Origin of the sequence: Acinetobacter guerrae (assembly GCF_009372255.1) — a bacterium.
GTDB lineage: Bacteria > Pseudomonadota > Gammaproteobacteria > Pseudomonadales > Moraxellaceae > Acinetobacter > Acinetobacter guerrae.
In genome coordinates this window covers 537,551-559,310 of sequence record NZ_LXGN01000001.1, presented here as the reverse complement: position 1 = coordinate 559,310, position 21,760 = coordinate 537,551, and the positions used below count along the sequence as shown (strand labels likewise).

General features: G+C 39.6%; 20 protein-coding genes. 15 read left to right on the top strand and 5 right to left on the bottom strand.

The features are described from left to right. Positions 1–27 precede the first annotated feature (27 nt). Together A7A69_RS02560 and A7A69_RS02555 are read right to left on the bottom strand one after the other, a co-directional pair. Positions 28–1,479, bottom strand: a complete 1,452-nt coding sequence (locus tag A7A69_RS02560; RefSeq protein WP_152876161.1) for an aldehyde dehydrogenase — start codon at positions 1,477–1,479, stop codon at positions 28–30. 36 nt (positions 1,480–1,515) lie between these two features. After that, the gene (locus A7A69_RS02555) at positions 1,516–2,355 is read right to left on the bottom strand and encodes a p-hydroxycinnamoyl CoA hydratase/lyase (RefSeq protein WP_187349151.1); all 840 of its coding nucleotides are present in this window, start codon (positions 2,353–2,355) and stop codon (positions 1,516–1,518) included. A gap of 251 nt (positions 2,356–2,606) precedes the next feature. Between A7A69_RS02555 and mhpT the strand changes: the two genes are divergently transcribed. Both mhpT and A7A69_RS02545 read left to right on the top strand, forming a co-directional pair. Continuing rightward, positions 2,607–3,833, top strand: coding sequence for a 3-(3-hydroxy-phenyl)propionate transporter MhpT (mhpT, locus tag A7A69_RS02550; RefSeq protein ID WP_152876159.1), 1,227 nt, complete (start codon positions 2,607–2,609; stop codon positions 3,831–3,833). A gap of 61 nt (positions 3,834–3,894) precedes the next feature. After that, positions 3,895–4,368: a MarR family winged helix-turn-helix transcriptional regulator gene (locus A7A69_RS02545; RefSeq protein ID WP_152876158.1), complete on the top strand. Its 474-nt coding sequence runs from the start codon at positions 3,895–3,897 to the stop codon at positions 4,366–4,368. A 10-nt stretch (positions 4,369–4,378) separates the two neighbouring features. Here A7A69_RS02545 and A7A69_RS02540 read toward each other — a convergent pair whose 3' ends face one another. Further along, on the bottom strand, positions 4,379–4,996 hold the full coding sequence (locus tag A7A69_RS02540) for a TetR/AcrR family transcriptional regulator (protein WP_120371232.1): 618 nt from the start codon (positions 4,994–4,996) through the stop codon (positions 4,379–4,381). Between the two features lie 415 nt (positions 4,997–5,411). Between A7A69_RS02540 and A7A69_RS02535 the strand changes: the two genes are divergently transcribed. The 6 genes from A7A69_RS02535 to epmA all read left to right on the top strand — a co-directional run bounded on the left by A7A69_RS02535 (position 5,412) and on the right by epmA (position 12,047). Then, a complete protein-coding gene (locus tag A7A69_RS02535) occupies positions 5,412–6,374 on the top strand; it encodes a metal-dependent hydrolase (protein ID WP_120371221.1) in 963 nt (320 codons plus the stop codon). A 61-nt stretch (positions 6,375–6,435) separates the two neighbouring features. Further along, positions 6,436–7,263, top strand: coding sequence for an SDR family NAD(P)-dependent oxidoreductase (locus tag A7A69_RS02530; RefSeq protein WP_152876157.1), 828 nt, complete (start codon positions 6,436–6,438; stop codon positions 7,261–7,263). A 78-nt stretch (positions 7,264–7,341) separates the two neighbouring features. Beyond that, positions 7,342–8,877 (top strand): flavin-containing monooxygenase, encoded by a 1,536-nt coding sequence (locus A7A69_RS02525; protein ID WP_152876156.1) that lies wholly within the window; start codon positions 7,342–7,344, stop codon positions 8,875–8,877. An 84-nt stretch (positions 8,878–8,961) separates the two neighbouring features. Further along, complete coding sequence (locus A7A69_RS02520; RefSeq protein WP_152876155.1) at positions 8,962–9,846, top strand: class I SAM-dependent methyltransferase; 885 nt, start codon at positions 8,962–8,964, stop codon at positions 9,844–9,846. Between the two features lie 141 nt (positions 9,847–9,987). Further along, positions 9,988–11,055 carry a 4-phosphoerythronate dehydrogenase gene (locus A7A69_RS02515; RefSeq protein WP_152876154.1) on the top strand — a complete coding sequence of 356 codons (1,068 nt, stop codon included), beginning with the start codon at positions 9,988–9,990 and terminating at the stop codon, positions 11,053–11,055. Further along, a complete protein-coding gene (gene epmA / locus A7A69_RS02510) occupies positions 11,052–12,047 on the top strand; it encodes an EF-P lysine aminoacylase EpmA (protein ID WP_152876153.1) in 996 nt (331 codons plus the stop codon). Before A7A69_RS02515 ends, epmA begins: the two co-directional genes overlap by 4 nt. Positions 12,048–12,144: 97 nt before the next feature. On the opposite strand, the gene A7A69_RS02505 is transcribed toward epmA, so the two are convergent. Both A7A69_RS02505 and radA read right to left on the bottom strand, forming a co-directional pair. Continuing rightward, positions 12,145–13,149 (bottom strand): Tim44 domain-containing protein, encoded by a 1,005-nt coding sequence (locus A7A69_RS02505; protein ID WP_152876152.1) that lies wholly within the window; start codon positions 13,147–13,149, stop codon positions 12,145–12,147. A gap of 106 nt (positions 13,150–13,255) precedes the next feature. Then, entirely contained in the window at positions 13,256–14,644 is a 1,389-nt protein-coding gene (gene radA / locus A7A69_RS02500) for a DNA repair protein RadA (RefSeq protein ID WP_152876151.1), read from the bottom strand. Positions 14,645–14,922: 278 nt separating this feature from the next. Here radA and A7A69_RS02495 point away from each other — a divergent pair, with 278 nt between their 5' ends. From A7A69_RS02495 to xerA, 7 genes are all read left to right on the top strand, one after another. Then, positions 14,923–16,335 (top strand): amino acid permease, encoded by a 1,413-nt coding sequence (locus tag A7A69_RS02495; protein ID WP_120369502.1) that lies wholly within the window; start codon positions 14,923–14,925, stop codon positions 16,333–16,335. Between the two features lie 114 nt (positions 16,336–16,449). Continuing rightward, positions 16,450–16,668, top strand: coding sequence for an LPS translocon maturation chaperone LptM (lptM, locus tag A7A69_RS02490; protein ID WP_152876150.1), 219 nt, complete (start codon positions 16,450–16,452; stop codon positions 16,666–16,668). Between the two features lie 24 nt (positions 16,669–16,692). Next, on the top strand, positions 16,693–17,943 hold the full coding sequence (lysA, locus tag A7A69_RS02485) for a diaminopimelate decarboxylase (protein ID WP_152876149.1): 1,251 nt from the start codon (positions 16,693–16,695) through the stop codon (positions 17,941–17,943). Positions 17,944–17,948: 5 nt separating this feature from the next. Further along, positions 17,949–18,794, top strand: a complete 846-nt coding sequence (dapF, locus tag A7A69_RS02480; protein WP_120369505.1) for a diaminopimelate epimerase — start codon at positions 17,949–17,951, stop codon at positions 18,792–18,794. Positions 18,795–18,946: 152 nt separating this feature from the next. Further along, positions 18,947–19,747: an enhanced serine sensitivity protein SseB C-terminal domain-containing protein gene (locus A7A69_RS02475; RefSeq protein WP_152876148.1), complete on the top strand. Its 801-nt coding sequence runs from the start codon at positions 18,947–18,949 to the stop codon at positions 19,745–19,747. 42 nt (positions 19,748–19,789) lie between these two features. Further along, positions 19,790–20,419 carry an alpha/beta fold hydrolase gene (locus A7A69_RS02470; RefSeq protein WP_152876147.1) on the top strand — a complete coding sequence of 210 codons (630 nt, stop codon included), beginning with the start codon at positions 19,790–19,792 and terminating at the stop codon, positions 20,417–20,419. A gap of 46 nt (positions 20,420–20,465) precedes the next feature. Further along, a complete protein-coding gene (gene xerA, locus A7A69_RS02465) occupies positions 20,466–21,344 on the top strand; it encodes a site-specific tyrosine recombinase/integron integrase (protein WP_152876190.1) in 879 nt (292 codons plus the stop codon). Positions 21,345–21,760 lie beyond the last annotated feature (416 nt).

Sequence of the window (21,760 nt, the reverse complement as noted above, 5' to 3'; positions counted from 1 at the left end):
ATTTAACCGCTTAAGTTAAATTGACCTTTAAATCGGATAGTGCCGTGATTGAGTCTGAACCGTAATCCATCTCAATTCGGTAAATTCAGCGATGGAAGCCTTACTACCAAAACGTCCATAACCGCTCGATTTAGTTCCACCAAATGGCATTTGTGCTTCATCATGTACAGTGGCACCATTAATATGACAAATACCTGAATCAATCTGCTTGGCGACTTCAAAGGCTTGAGCAAAGTTTTGGCTAAATACAGCAGATGACAAACCAAACTCACTGTCATTGGCCAGTGCAATACCTTCTTGAAGCGTCTCAAAGCGTTGTACTGTGCATACAGGCCCAAAAGATTCTTCACGGTATAGCAACATTTCAGGCTGAATATTCAGTACCAGTGTGGGTTGCATGGTGGTGTCTTGAACTTGAATGCCTAAAGGTAAATCTGCACCTTTACTTTGAGCATCTTCGAGTAAATGTTGAATACGCTCGGCAGCTCGACGGCTTTCTAACACACCTAACATATTCTGCTGATCAGTTGGATTGCCAGCTTTTAGTGATTTGGTTTTTGCAATGAGTTTTTTAATAAACTGATCGGCTATACCCTGTTGCACTAACACTCGTTCAGTCGACATACAGATCTGACCCTGATTAAAAAAGGCACCGAATGCAATGGCATTGACTGCTTCATCCAGATCAGCTTCATTCAAGATGACAACAGGTGCTTTACCACCAAGTTCCAGCAACACTGGTTTTAAATATTTCGCCGCAGTTTCTGCAATGATTTTCCCAACTTTGGTGGAACCCGTAAAATTAATTCGTTTTACCGCAGGGTGTTCGATTAAACGCTGAACAATCTGTGGCGCATCTTCTGGGGCATGGGTAATGACATTGACCACGCCATCACCTAATCCAGCCTCATTTAAAATCTGTCCAATTAAACGATGCGTGGCAGGGCAGGCTTCAGATGCTTTTAATACGACGGTATTACCACAGGCAAGCGGCATTGCTAAAGCACGAGTGGGTAAAATCACAGGTGCATTCCATGGTGCGATTCCAACCACCACACCGCAAGGAATACGAATCCCCATCGCCAGATTACCCGGAACATCCGAGGGAATCAGACTGCCATCAATCTGTGTGGTCATGGCAGCAGCTTCACGTAGCATATTGGCGGCAAGATGCACATTAAACCCATACCAAGTCGCAGTCGACCCTGTTTCTTGCATCCCAATCTGAATAAATTGATCAGTATGTTGATCCATTAAATCTGCTGCTTTTAATAAGCGTAAACGACGTTCAGTTGGAGACAGTTTTGACCAAATCTGAAAAGCTTGCTGCGCCGATTCAATGGCACGGTCAACATCTTCAAGCGTTGCGGCAGATGCAATACTAGCAACCTGACCGTTAATCGGGCTGATGCGTTCAAAGCTTGCACCATTAGATGCGTCAAGCGATTGACCGTGGATGAGTAACTGTACATTTTGCATGGGTTGTGTCCTTACATAGCCAATAAAAATCAAAAGTTAACCAGTACGCTTATAGCTCTGTAAACCCGGTTTAATCGATTTTTCGTCCAAGAATTGTTTCAGTCCTTCTTCACGACCACCTTCTGTATCGCGGTGGTTACATTGATCCAGTTTGGCATATAAATAGTCTTCGTTTTGATCCCAAGTCAGTTCACGGCAACGTTTAAAACCATTTTTGGCGGTACGCAATACCACAGGGTTTTTTTCAAGCAGGCAGTTTGTCAATTCAGTGACTTCCGCTTTAAGTTGAGCCAAAGGAACGCTTTTATTAATTAAGCCCATTTGTTCAGCTTCTTTACCGCTAAAGGTTTTACCCGTCATGATGTAATACAATGATGCACGGTGTCCGACAGTATCTGCCATTGCTTTACTCACAAGGTTACCCGGCGGAATACCCCAGTTAATTTCAGATAGACCAAAAGTTGCTTCATCTGCTGCAATTGCAAGATCACACGCCACTAATGGAGAGAAACCGCCACCAAAACACCAGCCATTCACCATCGCAATCGTGGGTTTTGAGTACATTCTGAGTAATTGCCATTGCCAGCGACATGAATCACGGCGAATACGTTCTTGAAAAATTTCAGGTTGTGTATCTACTTCACGGAAGTATTCTTTTAAATCCATTCCCGCAGTCCACGAATCACCAGCACCTGTTAAAACTAAAACTTTGGCATTTTGATCAAGTTCGAGTGTTTCAAGTACATCAATCATTTCACGGTTAAGGGTTGGACTCATGGCATTTTTCTTTTCGGGACGATTTAAAATGACCCATGCAATACCATTTTCAAGTTGTACATCAACGGTTTCCCAGCGTTTTTCATATGTCATGTGTATTCTCCTTGAATGACAATTGTGTTGTTCTGGATTTAATTTAATATCAGTTAAACTTACATTCAAGTCTTTTTTGTAAAATAGTTAAAATTTTTTATAATTTAATGAAAAATATAAATAAAAAAATTAAATTAAAAAATATTTATAAAATACTATTGATTTTTTTGTAAGCTTAACTGATATTTTAACGGTGTTATTTAAACACTACACAATAAAAAATGTCATGGAAATATGGTCTAAATAAGGAAAGGACTATGGATAAAGTATTGAATCCGTCAGGAAGGGCGAAACTGACTTTACTACTCTGTTTTGCCATCGCAATCTTTGAAGGTTTTGATCTTCAATCAATGGGTGTAGCAGCGCCACGTATGCGTGCGGAGTTTATGTTGGATAATGCTCAAATGGCTTGGGCATTTAGTGCTGCTATTATCGGAACCTTGCCTGGTGCAATTATTGGTGGACGACTGGCCGATATTATTGGACGTAAGAAAATTTTAATTCTGAGTATTCTCATTTTTGGTGTGATGTCTTTACTCACCGCCTATGCCGAAAATTATACTTTACTTTTGCTTATCCGTTTTTTTACAGGGTTAGGCATGGGCGGCGCTTTACCGATGATGATCACTTTGGCTTCTGAAGCTGTTGCTGAAAATCGAAAAGCGACCGCAGTCAGTATTATGTATAGCGGGCTCCCTTTTGGTGGATTGCTGACTTCGGTGGTTGCAATGTTGTTGGCAGGCGATAGCGAATGGCGACATATTTTCTATGTGGGCGGTATTGCGCCTATCTTGTTAATTCCGTTATTGATGAAGTATCTACCCGAGTCAAAAAGTTATTTGCAACAAAAAACACAAGCACCAACGCCTTTTTTTGAAGTGCTATTTGCCAAAGAAAGACGTATGTCGACCTTGCAAATTTGGGTCAGTTTCTTTTGTACACTCGTAGTTTTATATTTCTTGCTGAACTGGTTGCCACTACTCATGGGCGCACAAGGACTCTCCAAACTAGAAGCTAACTATGTACAAATGGGCTATAACATTGGGGGAATTTTCGGATCAATCCTGATGGGGATGTTATTGGATCAAATGCGCATGGCAACGGTCATCAAATTTATTTATGCAGGAATCTTGATTGCGCTTTGCTGTTTATCGATTTCTCCAACAGTCGCTTTACTGGCACTTTCTGCGGTGGGCTGTGGTTTGTTTATTGTAGGCGGTCAATCTGCACTTTATGGACTAGCTGCGATGTATTATCCAACCGAAATGCGAGGTACGGGTGTTGGCGCTGCGGTTGCCATTGGACGAATTGGTTCATTTGCAGGGCCATTGTTTGCAGGATTTTTATTATCATTAGGGCAAAGTGCCACAATCGTTATTGGTTCAAGTATCCCTGTAATTTTGATTGCTGCAATTTCTGCGTTGCTGCTTGTCAGAAAGCCTAAACAGGCAGTACAGTTAGCACATAGCCAAAGTACAACTTAAGTAAAATGAAAAGTATGGGGCGGGGCTTCATACTTTCTTTAAATTTTGATGATCAAACATGATGCCAAACTCAAGTTCAGTTGAAAAAAAACGAGAAGATGAACCAAGACTCAGCTATATGATTGCCCGTGTGGATCGAATCATTAGTAAACATCTCACAGAACATCTTAAAGATTTAAATATTAGTTTGCCGCAATTTACCGCTTTATCAGTTTTGGCGGCAAAGCCGAATCTTTCAAATGCCCAATTAGCAGAGCGTTCTTTTATTAAGCCGCAATCTGCCAATAAAATTTTACAAGATTTGCTGGTCAATGACTGGATCGAAAAAACACCAGATCCAACGCATGGTCGTCGTATTTTATTGACCGTCACTGGAAAAGGTCTGGAAAAATTTGCAGCGTGTAATCAAATTGTTGAAAAACTGGAACATCAGATGTTACAGGGTGTCGATATTAATCTGGCGTATTTAATTCGCAATAATCTGGAAATTATGGTGAAAAATCTAAGTACCACACTTGATGATCGCCAAACGTGAACACATCAGTTTAGCGTTCACTTTTTGCTAGTTCTACATTGATGTAGCTCATAATCATGGTTTTTAAACCCTGCACCAATTCATCAAAAGTGATATAAGGGTTTGGCAAAATTAAATGGCGGGCAATATTAAAGATTCCGCTATTGATGCTGACATAGGCAGTCACTGCCAGATTATTTACTTTCAGATATTTTGGATTATTCATCATGTATTTCATGACAATATTCATGAGTTCACGTTCAATCTGATTGATATATTTGTCATATTTAAGCTCACTTGCATAACGTAAACAGATCAAATAACGTTCATTGTTTTGAGTCAATAAGTCGCGAAAGGTATAGAAAATAAGTTCAATGACCGATTCTAGCTCCATATCCATAATGATCGGGGTGAGATTTTGGATCATATCCAGAATCTCTTTTACAAAAGAATGTGCCATTGCATCGTAAATTTCTTCTTTGTTTTTAAAATATTCATACAGTGAGCCAACACTCACGCCTGCGATATCTGCAATATGTCGAGTCGTTGTACCACTGGTGCCATGCAAGGCAACAGAGATAAAACCCGCTTCGATAATGGTATCCACCGTGACTTTAGCGCGAGTCTGGCGCGGTTTGCGTGTACTCAACATCACATCCTTGAAATCCGAATATTTATTCAAGTTATCATGTCGGGCCATATTTACCAAATTAAAAAACATAAATCCGAACAGCAAAAAATTCTGAATTTTATCCAATTTTATCAAGATAAATAAATGCATGATGTCATTTGCTTAAAAGCTCATTATTGCGATTATTTTTTGCTAATTTATAATTTTGCTCTTAATAAAAACAATATGTTATGGAAATTTAACTGGGGTATTCATTTTAATCGCTTTGATTTTTGCAGATAAGCTCGGCAATTTAGACCCGAATTGAATCCGAACATAAGATCAGATTAGGATGAAATGGTTAGTAAAGTGCGAACAATATTTCAGTTTGCATCATTGAGCTTCGTAAATATTGAATGTTGTAACAAATTGAATGCTTTAAGTAGGTGTCGCCATGATCACGACCGCAGTAAAAAAATCAGTCCAAGCTTTCAAATCATCGCCTAAATTTGAACAACCTGATTATGCTTTGAAACAGACCATTCCAATTCGTCATTTAGCCATTGGATTTGAAGGTCAGGAAATTGATATGTCATTTTATATGAATAATCAGTTTGCCACGATTTTTTTCGCCACGCTTTCTGTATTTTTGACTTATGGTGAAGACTTAGTTATTGAAACAGCTCGTTTTCACCGAGATATGGTAAAAGATCCTGTTCTCAAACAGCGTGTAACTTCTTTGATTGGACAAGAAGCGATTCATTCCAAATTACACAATGAGTTTAATGATGCGATTGCACACGAAGCCATTAATTATCCAGTCGCTTTATATCGTTTTCTGGGCGAAAAATTCTTTGACAATATTTTCTTAAAGTTTCCACAGCCGCTTAAGCTTTCCATGATGGCGGGAATTGAACATTTTACCGCAGTGCTTGCCGAATACATGATGAAGCATGAAAAGAATTTTTATTATTCTGATGACGCTAAAACACGTGCTATGTGGATGTGGCATATGCTAGAAGAATCAGAACATAAAGATATTGCCTACGATGTTTATCAGCTTCTCAATGGTAATTATTCACTTCGTGCTGCTGGATTCTTTATCGCATTGGGTACGATTTTAGGTTTAATTCCATTTTCGACTTTATTTGTACCTTTATTTCGTAAGCCAAAAGATGTGCTGACCCGAAAGTTCTGGAAAGATGCAGGTCGAGGTGTGAGCCTCATTTTTAGTCCTAAAGATGGTGTATTTGGTAGCACTATAGGGCAGATATTTGATTATTTACGTCCCGATTTTCATCCGAATGACCATGACACATCGGCTTATCTCGAATATTACAAAGACAAACTACTCTCCGAAGGCGGAGCGATTGCGCCTTATCTGATCAAAACATTTACACCACCAGTACGTCATTAAGTCCTGCGTTATTCAACAAAGAGATGTTCAGTCAAGATGCTGACAGGAAAAAGGATATGCCATGAAATTATTTGGCTCAAAAAATAAAAAGCCAAGCCAACAGTCTTATGCTGTTGTAACAGGCGCAGGCAGTGGTATTGGACGTAGTTTTGCACTAGAGCTTGCCCGTCGTGGCGGTACTGTGGTGTGTTCAGATATCAATCTGGAGGCAGCTCAAGCAACAGTGAGTCTGATTGAACAACTGGGCGCGACTGCATTTTCTGTGCAGTGTGATGTAGCGAAAGCTGAACAGGTATCGGAACTGGCTGAACAAGCCGAGAAGTTACTGAAAAATCCAGTCACTCTGGTCATTAATAACGCTGGTATCGGTTTGGGTGGTAAGTTTGATGAAATGACGATGGAGGATTGGCAATGGTGTATGGATGTCAATTTATGGGGCGTGATTCATGGCTGTCGTGCATTTGTGCCTAAGTTTAAGCAACTTGGACATGGTGCCATTATCAATGTAGCCTCAGCAGCTTCTTATACTGCGGCGCCAGAAATGACGGTGTATAACGTCAGTAAAGCAGGGGTTCGAGCATTATCAGAAACATTGTCTGCTGAGCTTAAAAAGTTTGATATTAAGGTGAATGTACTGTGCCCAACCTTAGTACCCACCAACATTATAAAAAATGGGAAAGTACCGCATAAAGGTATTTTAGATTATGCATTGACTCATTTAGCATTTACCACCAGCGATAAAGTCGCAAAATTGACACTGGATCGTCTGGACAAAAATCAGCTTTATACCATTCCACAGTTCGATGCCAAGCTTTTTTGGTTGATGAAACGTACAGCACCCAATCTTTATGCAAAATTTCTAGGGACTTCCTACAGATTAATGAAATAACCCACGATGAAATTTAGATGAGAATTCGGTCAAATGCCGTTTTAAAAGATCTATTTTTCAAGTACAAGGATATTGTAAATGACAGCTCAAGCAAAAAAATTAAACTCGGCTGAAAGCAAAGCATTACCCCAGCATATTTATGACACGTTTATTGTCGGTGCTGGTATTTCAGGAATTGCAGCAGCGATTCGACTCGACCAAGTCGGATATACCGATTACAAAATTATTGAAAAAGCAGGTCGTGTAGGCGGGACATGGCGTGAAAATACCTATCCGGGTTGCGGTTGCGATGTACCATCAGCTTTATATTCTTATTCATTTGCACCCAGTGCTAAGTGGAGTCATCTATTTGCGCGTCAACCCGAAATTCTCAGTTATTTAGAAGAAGTTAGCGATACATTCAATGTTCATGAAAAAATTGAATTTGAAACTGAACTTGAAAAAGCGGCTTGGGACAATCAACGCAATGTCTGGGTACTCGATACCAATAAAGGACAGTATCTTTCTCGTACTGTCGTGTTTGCGACAGGACCAATTACCGAAGCGCAAATTCCAAAATTAGAGGGCATCGAAACCTTTACAGGCGAGATGTTTCATTCAGCAAAATGGAAGCATGACTATGACTTAACCGATAAACGTATTGCCGTGATTGGTACAGGCGCTTCAGCGATTCAATTTGTGCCACAAATTCAACTTTTAGCAAAAGAACTCTTTGTTTTTCAGCGTACTGCACCTTGGGTCGTGCCAAAACCAGATATGCAACTGGGTGAGTTTGGTAAATCTGTCATTGAAAAATTTCCATTGATTCAATCAACATGGCGTAAAACCGTAGCACAATCTTTGAATGCGATTAACTTTGGTTTACGTCATCCTTCTGTATTAAAGCCTGTCGGTGAAGTATTTAAACAAGTGCTTAAAGTTCAGGTTAAAGATCCTGAGTTATTAAAAAATATCACGCCAGATTTTACCATTGGCTGTAAGCGTCTATTATTTGCAAATAATTACTATCCAGCATTACAAGCTGAAAATACGCATTTAATTCCACATGGTTTGGTTAAAGTAGAAGGCAATACGGTCATTGCTGCCAATGGTGAACGTCATGAAGTTGATGTCATCATCTGGGGAACAGGCTTTGAAGTCTCTCATCCTCCTATTGGTCGCCGTGTTTATAATGACAAAGGGGAATGTTTAAATGATCTTTGGAAAAGTAGTTCTCCTGAAGCGTATTTAGGAACCAATATTGAAAATGTACCGAATGCGTTTTTGGTACTCGGGCCAAACGTATTGGTTTACGATTCATTTATTGGCTTAGCCGAAGCGCAATTAGATTATATTGTCGATGGTTTGCAAAAAATCAAAAAACATAATATTGCCAAATTAAGTGTTAAACCCCAAGTCATACATGCGCATAATGAATTGGTGCAAAAGCACTTAAAAACCACCGTATTTAATGCAGGCGGCTGTAAAAGTTATTATTTGGATGCCAATGGGCGTAACTTTGCCGCATGGCCGTGGTCGTTAAAAAAATTAAAACAGCGTTTAAAAACTTTGAACCTACGCGATTATGAAGTGACTTACCAAACCAATCTAAGCAAAAGTAAAGTAGACGCTTAATTTTCTGGTTTATTTTCAAATGAAGCAGTCTATTGTTTTCAATCGACTGCTTTTATTTTGATTTCGCTTTCAAAGGAAGATGACATGAAACAAGGAAGGTCAAGTCGTACCGCAGAAGCCGCTGCGGCATTACGCGCCAATCATTATTTATTCGCGCATGAACCGATTTTTGCCGATGCCTATGCATTTGAAATGACCAATAAAGCGTGGAAAAGGTTATTAAGCTTGCCTTTGGTGAATAGAATCTTTAACTCACCAGCATTGAATCGAACGTTAGGGTTGTTAACAGCTCAGGTCGTGGGGCGTTCGCGTTATGCTGAAGATCAATTGCAACAGGCGATTGAAAAGGGAATTGATCAATATGTGCTTGTTGGGGCAGGCTTAGATTCATTTGCCTTACGTTTGGCACAGCATTATCCAGATTTAAAAATTTTTGAGGTTGATCATCCCGATACACAGCGTTTAAAAATACACAAACTTAAGCAACTTGGTGATATTCCTGCCAACGTCGAATTTGTTGCAATTGATTTTGAAAAAGAGATTTTGGCACAGGCTTTAGTAAAAAGTCACTATGATAAAGATCGCCCCGCTTTTTACTCTTGGCTGGGTACAACGCACTATTTACACCCTAAAACCACCTTACAGACCTTAAGTAGTATTGCCAGTTTCGCAGCGAAGCAAAGTGAAATCGTTCTGGATTATTCGATTAATTTTGATTCACTTCGGGGGATTGAAAAAATAGGAACTCAAGCTGTTGCTCAATTCACAAAAATCTTACGCGAACCATTGATGGGGCAATTTAATTCATTAGAATTGCATGATCTCGTGAATCAAATGGGTTTTCAAATACTTGAAGATTTATCTGGCGATGCTCTATCAGAACGTTATTTTCATGCCCGACCAGATCACATCAGACATACCACTGCGACCCATATGTTGCATTTGATATTAGAACCAAACAAGAAATAAGCAAATATAGATTTCATAATTCATTGAGCATAAAAAATTTAAAATTGAATGCTGGTAAAAAATTCGATTTATAAATGACGAGCGTAGTCACGTGCCGAGTGACGCGTTATGATAAATGCCAGTGAGTGATTGGAACAGTATATGAAGATGATTGCAGATGAAAATCTGGCATTTACCGACTATTTTTTTTCTGAATTTGGCAAAGTTGAACATCGCGGTGGTCGACATTTACAGAATGAAGATGTCAAAGATGCCGATGCTTTAATTATTCGATCTGTGACCAAAGTAGATCATGCTTTAATCGATCATAGCGCATTAAAATTTGTAGGCAGTGCGACCATTGGTACTGACCATATGGATATTACTGCACTGCAACAACAAGGCATTGCGTGGAGTAATGCACCGGGATGTAATGCTCAGGCAGTCGCAGAATATGTCATTACAGCGTTATTATATTTAAGACCAGAGCTTTTACAACAAGAACAGCAGTTTACCTTAGGTATTATCGGTTTGGGCAATGTCGGTCGTCGTTTGGCTTACATGGCAAAATTGTTGGATTGGCATGTTATTGGCTATGACCCTTATGTGCAGCTTGATCAGATTGAAAATGTTTCATTAGATAAATTACTACAACGTAGCAACGCCGTTTCAATTCATGTTCCACTCACCAAAACAGGCGATTATCCGACTTATCATTTAATCAATGCACAAACGCTCGCTCGTCTCTCAAACCAAACTATTTTAATCAATAGTGCGCGAGGACCTGTGATAGAAGAAGCTGCTTTAATTGAAAATATTCAAAAAACGCAGCGTCAAGTGGTGTTGGATGTGTTTGAACATGAACCTGTGATTTCTGAGCGACTGTTAGATTTAGTCAGCTTGGTCACACCCCATATTGCAGGTTACAGTTTGGAAGGTAAAGCGCGTGGTACACAAATGGTGTATCAGGCTTTTTGTCAGCATTTTGGTTTTAAAGCCGAAAAAACATTTGAATCTGAGCTTCCTCTCTGTGAAACATACTTTAAAGATTCATCATTAAAACAAGTTTTACAACGATATTTAACAGAGATTTATGATATTCAGCGCGACGATCGAAATTTACGTGCTTGTGTCAAAGAAGGGCAAGTTGATCAGCAAGCTTTTGATCGATTACGAAAAGAATATCCATTGCGCCGTGAATGGGCTGCGTATGGAGGGCCTGTGGCATGAGTCAACAGTCAGATTTAAATTTAAAAACGTATCAACCGACCTGTTCGATTGAAGCACTTAAAGCACGTGCCAAACTATATCAAAAGATTCGTACTTTTTTTGCAGAGCGTGATGTATTGGAGGTCGAAACGCCCATTATTTCTCAAGCAGGGGTAACCGATGTGCATTTGGCTTCAGTACGTGCATTACGCCATATTGAAGGCAGAGAGCGTATTCAATATTTACAAACCTCGCCTGAATTTGCCATGAAACGTTTGCTCGCCAGTGGCAGTGGCCCGATTTATCAGATTTGTAAAGTATTTCGTGATGATGAACATGGACGTAAACATAATAGCGAGTTTACCATGTTGGAATGGTATCGCCCTGAATTTGATCTTAAAGACTTAATGCATGAAACGGCTGATTTATTACACAGTTGTTTGTATCATCGTTTTGATGAGATTCGCCCGATGATACTTAGTTATAAACATGCTTTTCAGGATCGTCTGGATATTAATCCATTGCAAGCCAATCTAAATCAATTAAAAGATACCGCGCGACGCGTCGGGCTGACGCTAGATTTGGGAGATGATCGACTGGCCTATATGGATTTATTATTTTCGCATTTTGTTGAACCTAGTCTGGGGTTTGATACGCCCGTATTTTTAACTGATTTTCCTCCAGAAATGGCATCACTGGCTAAAGTGCGTATCGATGAAGATGGTGAACAGGTTGCAGCACGTTTTGAGGTTTATATTGAAGGTTTAGAACTGGCCAATGCTTATGATGAATTATTGGATGCGCAAACATTAAGACAGCGTTTTGAAGCAGATAATATCGAGCGTAAACAACAAGGCTTAACTGAAATGCCACTCGATGAACATCTTTTGGCGGCTTTACCACATATGCCTGCTTGTTCGGGTATTGCTTTAGGGATTGATCGTTTACTGATGATCGCAACTGAAAACATGCGTATTGATCAGGTGATTAGTTTCCCTGCGGCAATTGCTTAACCCCAAAAGTGATTTTCATCTTAGTTTAAAAAATTAAGATGAAAATTACAGATAAAAAATAAGCCGCTGATGCGACTTATTTTATTTTAGCGAAAAGTTAGTCTTGCTGAATCCCAGCCACTTTCCAATCTTCACTTGAACCTGCTGGCTTAACAAAGTGCCAAATTTCTGAAAATGGTTGCGGCAGACTATTTAGGTCTTCACTCACTGTACCCGTGAAACGAACACTTACGACATATTGACCATTGTCATTAGCACTATCGACAACCATAGCATTCAAGTTACTAAACTCAGCTACATCCTGATCTTGGTTTGACATAATGTCATTATGCATAGAAGCATATAGTTCAGGTGTTAAATAACGACGAATTTCTTCAATATTATTAGCAGAATTCACCGATTGAATATGGTTAAACCGTTGACGTGCAATGCGTAAGAAGGTTGCAGGTTCCGTTCCATCAGGAAGCTGACTACCACTATTGGTATATGCACTACCAAACGGGGCAGACGTTGGTGCTGTATTTGTATTGCCACCAACATTCTGACCAAAAATATTGGTGCTATCACTTGCTACAGAACGATTTGTCGTTGTGTTTTGCCCAAATGGTGCCGAACCACCAGTATTGTTTGGTGCAAACGGATTGTTTGCTGCAACTTTTTGTTTATTGCTAAATCTACGGAAAATAAAGAAAGCAATTGCAGCAATTAATACAATCCAGAGCCAGCCTGGGATGCCACTTTTCTTTTCTTGCTCAGCTTTTGCCTGAGCTGCTGCATCTTGTTGAGTTGCTTGTTGTTCAGGCGAGGTAGAGTGACGGTCATCCGCCAGCGCATTTGCAGCAACAGCACCTACAGCAGCACCCGCCACACCCGCAGCAACCATTGAACCAACACCTGGACCAGAACGTTGAGGCGTTCCAGCTGGAGCAGTTTGAGGTGCTGGAGTCACTTGGCGAGGTTGTTGGTAAGACTGGCTTGGAGCGGCTGAACGTGACATACCATGACTTTTACCGCCACCTGCACGTTTTGCTTCAGCAAGAGGTGCAACGACCAGAGCGGCCATTAAAACACCTGCCAATAAACTACGCTGTCGTACTTCCATCGAAAATTCCTATATAAATTCAATTTACAAGTGTATTTATGCAGGCTTTCTTGACGAATTTCAATAACAAAAATATGTTTTTTTATGTCAAATCATATCGGACGATTTAATTTAACTCGTCACTTAATTGCATGGCTTCTGTTAAAGCTTCGTGCAACCTTGCAACCGCAATAATTTGTACCCCATCAATGGTTTTTTGCGGAGCATTGCCACGTGGCAAAATGACATATTTAAATCCATGTTTGGCAGCTTCTTTTAAACGTTCCTGACCGTTTGGAACTGGACGTATTTCACCCGATAATCCAACCTCTCCAAATACAGCCAATTGCTGCGGTAAGGCTTTGCCACGTAAGCTAGAAGCACAGGCCAAAAGTACTGCCAAATCTGAACCTGTTTCGGTAATTTTTAAGCCGCCCACCACATTGACATAAACATCTTGTCCAGAAGTTTGAACACCACCATGACGATGCATCACTGCAAGTAACATGTTTAATCGGTTTTGTTCTAGACCCAGTGCGACGCGGCGAGGTTGACCATGTGCATCGTCTACCAATGCTTGTACTTCGACCAAGAGTGGGCGAGTACCTTCGCGACTGATCATGACAATTGAACCCGGAATGGCTTCATCATAACGACTTAAGAAAATAGCCGAAGGATTGGCGACTTCACGTAAACCTTTATCGGTCATGCCAAAAACACCTAGTTCATTTACCGCCCCAAAACGGTTTTTTACCGCGCGAATCATACGGTAGCGTGAATCTGACTGACCTTCAAAATACAAAACACAATCCACCATATGTTCAAGCACACGTGGACCAGCCAAAGCACCTTCTTTAGTGACATGACCTACGATAAAAAGTGCAGTTCCACTATGTTTGGCAAAACGTGTGAGCAAAGCTGCGGACTCGCGAATTTGTGAAACTCCACCAGGGGCAGATTGTAAAGTTTCTGTATATAAAGTTTGAATTGAATCTAAAATGGCAACAGTCGGACGTTCTTGTGCCAAGACCTCACAAATCCGCTCTACACAGGTTTCAGCCATGACTTTAAGATGATTGGTCGGTAAGTCTAATCGCTGAGCGCGTAGCGCCACTTGAGATAATGACTCTTCACCTGTTACATAGAGTGCAGAGCTATTGCTACTTGCCATATAAGTTGCGGTTTGCAGCAAAATGGTGGATTTCCCAATACCAGGATCACCTCCGATCAGCACCACTGAACCTGTAACAAGCCCACCCCCAAGTACTCGGTCAAATTCACTGATACCAGTGGCAACACGGGTTTCATTTGAAACAGAAATCTGATTTAAGGTTGTAACTGCGGAAGTTTGACCTGCATAACCACCTAATTTAGGTTTGCCACGATGTGATAAAGCAGGTTCGAGACGCACTTCGACCAGACTATTCCATTCACCGCATTCTGAGCACTGACCTGCCCACTTAGGGTGATCAGTACCACATTGTTCGCAGCGATAAACGGTTTTAACTTTGCTCATATTCAGTGCATCTTGGCGTAAATTGATCAGTGGAATGTAACAATTGAGGACTTTAAATACAAATTTTGCAGGAAAATATCGCCAAAAAATTGTTTGGCACGTAAACTGCAAATGTAGGGATAGTTCAATTACAACTTAAAAATGGAGTAAGCATGTCTAAAAAAACATCTTGTAGGCGTTATTTATCAAAAAAATGAAGCAATAAGTTAAAAAAACTTTTTTGTTTTAATGGTTTTAGGCTAATTTTAAAGTACAAAATTTGAGAGTTAAAAAAAACAATGTCAAATGAAAATTTTGGTTCACATTCTGGAGAAGGTGAACTCTCACGCAGCCTCTCAAATCGTCACTTACAATTAATTGCAATTGGCGGTGCGATTGGTACAGGGTTATTCATGGGGTCAGGTAAAACGATTAGTTTAGCTGGTCCTTCTATTCTATTTATTTATGGCTTAATCGGCATCATGGTGTTTTTCGTCATGCGCGCATTAGGCGAATTGCTATTGTCAAATCTAAAATATAAATCATTTATTGATTTATCGACTGATTTAATCGGCCCATGGGCAGGTTATTTTGTAGGTTGGACGTATTGGCTGTGTTGGGTCACCATCGGTATCGCAGATTTATCAGCCATTATTTATTATCTGGAATTCTTCAACGGTGGTGAATCTTTCACTGCGTTAGGGGGGTTGCTGATTAGTACAGTCGCCATTTTATTCGTACTGGGATTAAACCTTGTTACGGTAAAATTGTTTGGTGAAATGGAGTTCTGGTTTGCAATGGTAAAAATCACAGCAATTATTGTATTAATTGCTGTGGGCTTGTGGATGATTTTCACAGGTTTTACCAATGCTTCGGGTACAACTGCAAGTGTGAGTAATCTATGGACTCATGGTGGTTTCTTTCCAAAAGGGCTTGATGGATTTTTAGCAGGTTTCCAAATTGCCATTTTTGCCTTCGTAGGGGTAGAGTTGGTCGGGACGACCGCTGCTGAAACTCAGGATCCAAAACGTAATTTACCAAAAGCGATTAATTCGATTCCAATTCGTATTATTATTTTCTACGTATTGGCATTGTTTGTGGTGATGTGTGTGACACCGTGGGATCAAATTAATCCTAAAGTCAGCCCATTCGTAAATATCTTTTCGCAAGCGGGTATTGCTTCTGCTGCGATTATTATGAATCTAGTGGTACTGTCTTCTGTAATGTCATCAATGAATAGTGGCGTATTTTCGACTAGTCGTATGCTATTTGGTTTATCGACAGATCAAAAAGCACCAAAAATATTTGCAATGTTGTCTAAGTCAGCAGTTCCCGCAAAAGCGTTGATTTTCTCTTCTATCTGTATCTTTATTGGTGCATTTGTTCAGTACATTTATAAGGTACAAACAGGTACAAATGATGAAGTAACGGCTTTTACTTTGGCAACCACATTATCTACGATTTTGTTTATCTGTGTATGGATCATTATTATGTGGAGTTATATTAACTACCGTAAAAATAGACCAGAACTACATGAGCAATCTATCTTTAAATTACCTGGTGGTGTGTTTACCTGTTGGGTGGTGATCTTATTCTTCCTTGCAACAATCTATTTCCTTGCTTTGGATGAAACCACACTTGAATCATTAAAAGTCAGTCCAATCTGGTTTATTATTCTCGCAATAGGTTATTTCTTTGCTAAAAGGAAATAGGTCTGAGTAAACCCTCAATAACGTCAGTTTATACTGGCGTTTTTTTATGTTTAGACTTTAGCTGCTGAGATGATCACGCTATACTGCTCCGAATTGTAAAAGTTCGGTGTTCAGATGCTTAAAGTCATTTGCTCTATCAGTATATTACTGAGCGGTGTTGCGCTCACGGCATGCGGTCAGTCAGGTGCATTACAGTTACCTTCTGATCCAAATTATGACAAACGTGCCAAATATTTACTGTATTCATCTAAAGATGCTGAGCAACAAGCTCAGAAAAATGCGACTGAGGAAAAAGAAAAATCCTCAGCTTCAGAACCTACACCATCCCCTTAACGTCTCAAAGATAAGGATACATTCATGAGTTTCTCCCGCATTCAAGGGATATTGCATGCTGAGCAATGTTCACTGCTTCAGCTTGCCGAAAAGTTTGGTACACCGTTATATGTTTATTCAAAAGCAGATTTTGAAAAACATTATCTGGATATGGATCGTGCTTTTGATTTTATCGACCATCAAATTTGCTTTGCGGTGAAGTCAAACTCAAACCTTGCGGTGTTGAATGTATTAGCCAAGCTTGGGGCTGGTTTTGATATTGTGACTGGGGGTGAGCTTGCGCGCGTGTTGGCAGCGGGTGGCGATCCAGCCAAAATCGTATTTTCTGGTTTAGGCAAGTCAGAAGCAGATATTGAAAAAGCGCTGCAAGTCGGAATTGCCTGTTTCAATGTTGAGTCGTATGCCGAATTGGATCGTATTCAAAAAGTTGCAGCAAAACTTGGGAAAAAAGCCCCAATTTCATTACGTGTCAATCCAGATGTCGATGCCAAAACTCATCCTTATATTTCAACGGGATTGAAAGAAAATAAATTTGGTATCCCTAGTGACACGGTTTATGAAACCTATCAATACGCGGCATCTTTATCTAATTTGGATGTTGTAGGAATTGATTGTCATATCGGTTCACAACTGACTGAAACCAAGCCTTTTGTCGATGCTTTGGATCGTGTTATGGTGATGATTGCTGAGTTGAAAAAGCTTGGTATCGACCTCAAACATATTGATATTGGTGGTGGTTTAGGTGTTTGTTATAAAGATGAAACACCGCCAAGCGTTGAAGAATATGCCAATGCGTTAAAACCTGCGCTGCAAAAATTAGGCTTGAAAGTGTACATGGAGCCAGGACGTAGTATTAGTGCCAATGCAGGTGTATTACTCACCAAAGTCGATCTGCTTAAACCGACCAATCATCGTAATTTTGCGATTATTGATGCCGCGATGAATGATTTGATTCGTCCATCCTTATATGAAGCGTGGATGGATATTCAGTCGGTGGATACCAATACAGATGTTGAAGAAAAAGCCTGGGATGTTGTTGGTGCGATTTGTGAAACTGGAGACTTTCTAGGCAAAGATCGTACATTGGCATTAAAAGAAAATGATGTTTTGGCTGTACTGGGTGCAGGCGCTTATGGTTTTGTCATGAGTTCAAACTATAATAGTCGTGGTCGTGCTGCTGAAGTGATGGTGAATGCAGATCAAGCTCATTTAATTCGTGAGCGTGAGACCATTGAATCATTATGGGATAAAGAACGTTTATTACCTGAGGAGTAAAAAACATGTTGCTTGAATTTACAAAAATGCATGGCTTGGGTAATGACTTTGTTGTGGTTGATTTAATCAGTCAACGTGCGTATCTGGATACTACTACCATTCAGCGTATGGCTGATCGTCACTTTGGGATTGGTTTTGATCAGCTTCTGATAGTTGAACCGCCCGATTTTCCAAGTGCAGATTTTAAATATCGTATTTTTAATGCCGATGGTTCTGAGGTTGAGCAATGTGGTAATGGCGTTCGTTGTTTTGCGCGTTTTGTGCATGATCGCCAACTGACCAATAAAACCAAAATCAAAGTGCAAACCAAAGCGGGTATTGTTGAACCTGAACTTGGACCAAATGGTTTGGTACGGGTCAATATGGGCTTTCCTAAATTTTTGCCTAATGAAATTCCATTTGTCACTGAAGAGTTTGAAGCACTTTATCACCTTGAGCTAGCCAATGACCAAAGCCTGAAAATTGATGTGGTCAATATGGGCAATCCCCATGCTGTAACCATTGTGCCAGATGTATTAACTGCGGATGTCGCAACCATTGGACCACAAGTTGAATCGCATGTACGTTTCCCGCAAAGGGTAAATGCTGGTTTTATGCAAATTTTGGATGAAAAACATGTACGTCTACGTGTTTTTGAGCGTGGCGTGGGGGAAACTCTGGCTTGTGGTACAGGAGCATGTGCAGCAGCGGTCAGTGGCATGCGTCGTGGTTTACTCGCCAATGAGGTTGAAGTTGAATTGGCTGGTGGTAAGTTGCAAATTGCTTGGCGCGAAGGGGAAGTGGTCTGGATGACTGGGCCAACTTCTACAGTTTATGAAGGGCGTTTGGATTTACGTTATTTTCAAGGTTAACAAATAAGACTGGTTCAACCGAACCAGTCTTATCATCTCCATTAAAATATAAACTATCTATTTTTGCTGTAAAAACAATGACGATAAAAAAGTACCGAGGTTTCTTATAACAATCAGATGTTCTATAAAAATGAAATATTGAGTAAAGATACATGGACAAACAAGAAAAGTATTTAGAAGAACTTCTTCAAAAAGCAGCAAATGAACCTGCTTATCGCCCAGAATTTCTAGAGAAATTATTAAATGGTCATGTGTATTGTTTAGGTACAACTGATACTCAACAACACAATCGTCATGGTTTAGTCGAGCTGCAACAAGGTAATCATATCTATTTAAGGAAATGGCAAAATCAAGAGGGCAGATCAATTGTTCCTTTTTTCTTATCTGTAGATAGTTTAAGTAAAGCAATCGAGCAGCAAGAAAGCTACTTGCATATGGATACCCGCGAGTTGTTTAATATAACCTTGGGAGATCATTTGATGCTGAATCCAAATCTTCCTTATGGCAAAGAATTTATTCCAGAAGAAATAAAAAGTCTTTTAGAGCAAAATAGTGTTGCTCCACTGGAGCAATTTGTTGCGCAACAAGATACGCAAGTGTTATTGGCACAACCTTCACAATATCCTCATCAGATGGTTGAGCAACTGAATAAATATTTTCGACAGCATGCAGAGATTGAAAAAGCGTATTTGGCTTTAATGCACAATCCCGCACGAGATGAAAAACCAGTTCTAGTGGTGGGCGTATTGCTCAATATAGCAGAGAGAAACCAAATTCTAATCAATCAAATTGGTCAGGTGGCCTACGATAGTCTTGGTGAGGTGGTCGATATTTTTATGATTGATCCCCATGAATCTTCAGGTTTATCAGGCTACTTGCTTGAAACAGTGCCTTTTTATCAGCGTCAAAATATAAAAAAGGGGTTCTTTGCGCAGCTATTTTCTAAAAGGTAATGCAAGATAAGAAATTGGAAACAGATGCTTAGAAATTAAAAGATGAATACGACAAAACAGTTAATCTTTCTTCCTGGTGCATCAGGTCGTACAGATTTTTGGTTACCCTTAATTAAAAATTTACCTAAAAATATCAGCACACAAATCATTGCTTATCCTGCTTTTGGCAATGAACCTGCTCATCCAGATATCCATAACTTTGAGCAATTACAGCACTATGTACTGGATAAAATTGACCATCCATGTATCTTGGTTGCTCAATCTATGGGTGGAATTTTTGCAGTCGCGGCGGCTTTAAAAAAGCCTGAATTGATACAGGGGTTAGTTTTAATTGCCACATCAGGTGGTATCGATCTAAGCCAGTTTAATGTCGCAGATTGGCGACAAAGTTATGCGAAAGAATTTTTAAACTATCCTGACTGGTTTATCACCACCAAAATAAATTATGAATCTCAACTTGCTCAGATTCAGCAGAAAATTTTACTAATCTGGGGCGATCATGACTTGGTCAGCCCTGTAGAAGTCGGGCAATATCTGGAGCAATCTTTCCAAAATGCAAAATTTAAGATCATTCACGGTGGGGAACATGACTTAGCCCATCGTTATGCAGAACAGGTGGCGCAGGAAATTGTGTTATATTTAAGTCAGCTTGATATGAACCTTTTAAATTAAAATACGGGGCAATGAGGTGAAAATAAATAACCATCAACTCCTCGAAATGTGGCTAAAAGAGCGCACGATTCAAAATCAGTCTGAACATACGATTTATGCATATCACCGAGATTTGACCGATTTTTTTGTGTTTTGTGAAACTAAAAAACTAAATTTAAGTGAGATTGAAGCGTCTGATTTACGTGAATATCTGGCCTACAAAGTTGAACAGTCAAATTTGAGTAGTAGCAGTATTCAGCGTCATTTATCTGCAATTCGTCAGTTTATGAAGTGGGCGCAGCAAAGCCATTATCTTAATATGAACCCAACGGAGGATTTTAAACTCAAGCGTAAAGCGCGCCCATTACCAGGGATGATTGATATCGAAACAGTCAATCAGATACTGGATCAACCTGCTCCTGAAAAAATTAAAGATCAGCAACTTTGGATACGTGATAAAGCTATGCTGGAATTGCTTTATTCGAGTGGTCTACGTTTGGCAGAATTGCAAAGTTTAAAAATGAATGATCTTGATTTTACCCGACAGTTAGTACGTGTCACAGGTAAAGGTAATAAAACACGGGTGATTCCATTTGGAAGCAAGGCTAAACATAGTTTAGGTCAATGGTTGCAAATGTATAAAATTTGGAAAGGTAGTTTTTTAGCCAATAGCCCTGTTTTTGTATCGCAAAAAGGCGGCGTACTTACACCAAGGCAAATTGAATCTAGAGTTAAAATTCAGGCACAACGCGCAGGGGTTAATGTAGATTTGCATCCGCATTTATTACGGCATTGTTTTGCCAGTCATATGCTAAGTGCCAGTGGTGATTTACGTTCAGTACAGGAAATGTTAGGGCATACCAATTTGAGTACGACTCAAATTTATACGCATATTGATTTTGATCATTTAGCACAAACTTATGATAAAGCTCATCCAAGAGCCTAATGTTTTTTGAATAAAAGTGATGAACTGATTTTTATTGTTACATTTCTATCGCTTTAAGTTCCTAAAAAATACTGGACTGACATTTTTGATCTGATGAGTCAGTATTACTCAAATATCCTGTTTTGTATAAAAGCTAAACAAATAAATTGGGCTATCAGTCATACTGATGAAATAAATCAAAATAAAACATATTATAAATCAAATATTAATAAAATATAAAAACTGCTGTAATTTCATAAGGAAACATTCAATAAAAAAAACAATGAACTGACCATTTCAGGCTTTTTACGACTTTTTCGCAATGTTGGTGTAATTGTGACTTGACCGAAATGCCAAACACATTGCAAGATAAAGCACCTAAAAAATTCAATATGAAGCGTTAATATAACTCTTCTCAACATTTACTTGCTAAACAG

What these genes read in the sequence shown, in the direction of transcription:
- A7A69_RS02560 (WP_152876161.1), bottom strand. Translation starts at nt 1,479, where the DNA reads ATGCAAAATGTACAGTTACTCATCCACGGTCAATCGCTTGACGCATCT.
- mhpT (WP_152876159.1), top strand. Translation starts at nt 2,607, where the DNA reads ATGGATAAAGTATTGAATCCGTCAGGAAGGGCGAAACTGACTTTACTA.
- A7A69_RS02545 (WP_152876158.1), top strand. Translation starts at nt 3,895, where the DNA reads ATGCCAAACTCAAGTTCAGTTGAAAAAAAACGAGAAGATGAACCAAGA.
- A7A69_RS02535 (WP_120371221.1), top strand. Translation starts at nt 5,412, where the DNA reads ATGATCACGACCGCAGTAAAAAAATCAGTCCAAGCTTTCAAATCATCG.
- A7A69_RS02530 (WP_152876157.1), top strand. Translation starts at nt 6,436, where the DNA reads ATGAAATTATTTGGCTCAAAAAATAAAAAGCCAAGCCAACAGTCTTAT.
- A7A69_RS02525 (WP_152876156.1), top strand. Translation starts at nt 7,342, where the DNA reads ATGACAGCTCAAGCAAAAAAATTAAACTCGGCTGAAAGCAAAGCATTA.
- A7A69_RS02520 (WP_152876155.1), top strand. Translation starts at nt 8,962, where the DNA reads ATGAAACAAGGAAGGTCAAGTCGTACCGCAGAAGCCGCTGCGGCATTA.
- A7A69_RS02515 (WP_152876154.1), top strand. Translation starts at nt 9,988, where the DNA reads ATGAAGATGATTGCAGATGAAAATCTGGCATTTACCGACTATTTTTTT.
- epmA (WP_152876153.1), top strand. Translation starts at nt 11,052, where the DNA reads ATGAGTCAACAGTCAGATTTAAATTTAAAAACGTATCAACCGACCTGT.
- A7A69_RS02505 (WP_152876152.1), bottom strand. Translation starts at nt 13,149, where the DNA reads ATGGAAGTACGACAGCGTAGTTTATTGGCAGGTGTTTTAATGGCCGCT.
- radA (WP_152876151.1), bottom strand. Translation starts at nt 14,644, where the DNA reads ATGAGCAAAGTTAAAACCGTTTATCGCTGCGAACAATGTGGTACTGAT.
- A7A69_RS02495 (WP_120369502.1), top strand. Translation starts at nt 14,923, where the DNA reads ATGTCAAATGAAAATTTTGGTTCACATTCTGGAGAAGGTGAACTCTCA.
- lptM (WP_152876150.1), top strand. Translation starts at nt 16,450, where the DNA reads ATGCTTAAAGTCATTTGCTCTATCAGTATATTACTGAGCGGTGTTGCG.
- lysA (WP_152876149.1), top strand. Translation starts at nt 16,693, where the DNA reads ATGAGTTTCTCCCGCATTCAAGGGATATTGCATGCTGAGCAATGTTCA.
- dapF (WP_120369505.1), top strand. Translation starts at nt 17,949, where the DNA reads ATGTTGCTTGAATTTACAAAAATGCATGGCTTGGGTAATGACTTTGTT.
- A7A69_RS02475 (WP_152876148.1), top strand. Translation starts at nt 18,947, where the DNA reads ATGGACAAACAAGAAAAGTATTTAGAAGAACTTCTTCAAAAAGCAGCA.
- A7A69_RS02470 (WP_152876147.1), top strand. Translation starts at nt 19,790, where the DNA reads ATGAATACGACAAAACAGTTAATCTTTCTTCCTGGTGCATCAGGTCGT.
- xerA (WP_152876190.1), top strand. Translation starts at nt 20,466, where the DNA reads ATGTGGCTAAAAGAGCGCACGATTCAAAATCAGTCTGAACATACGATT.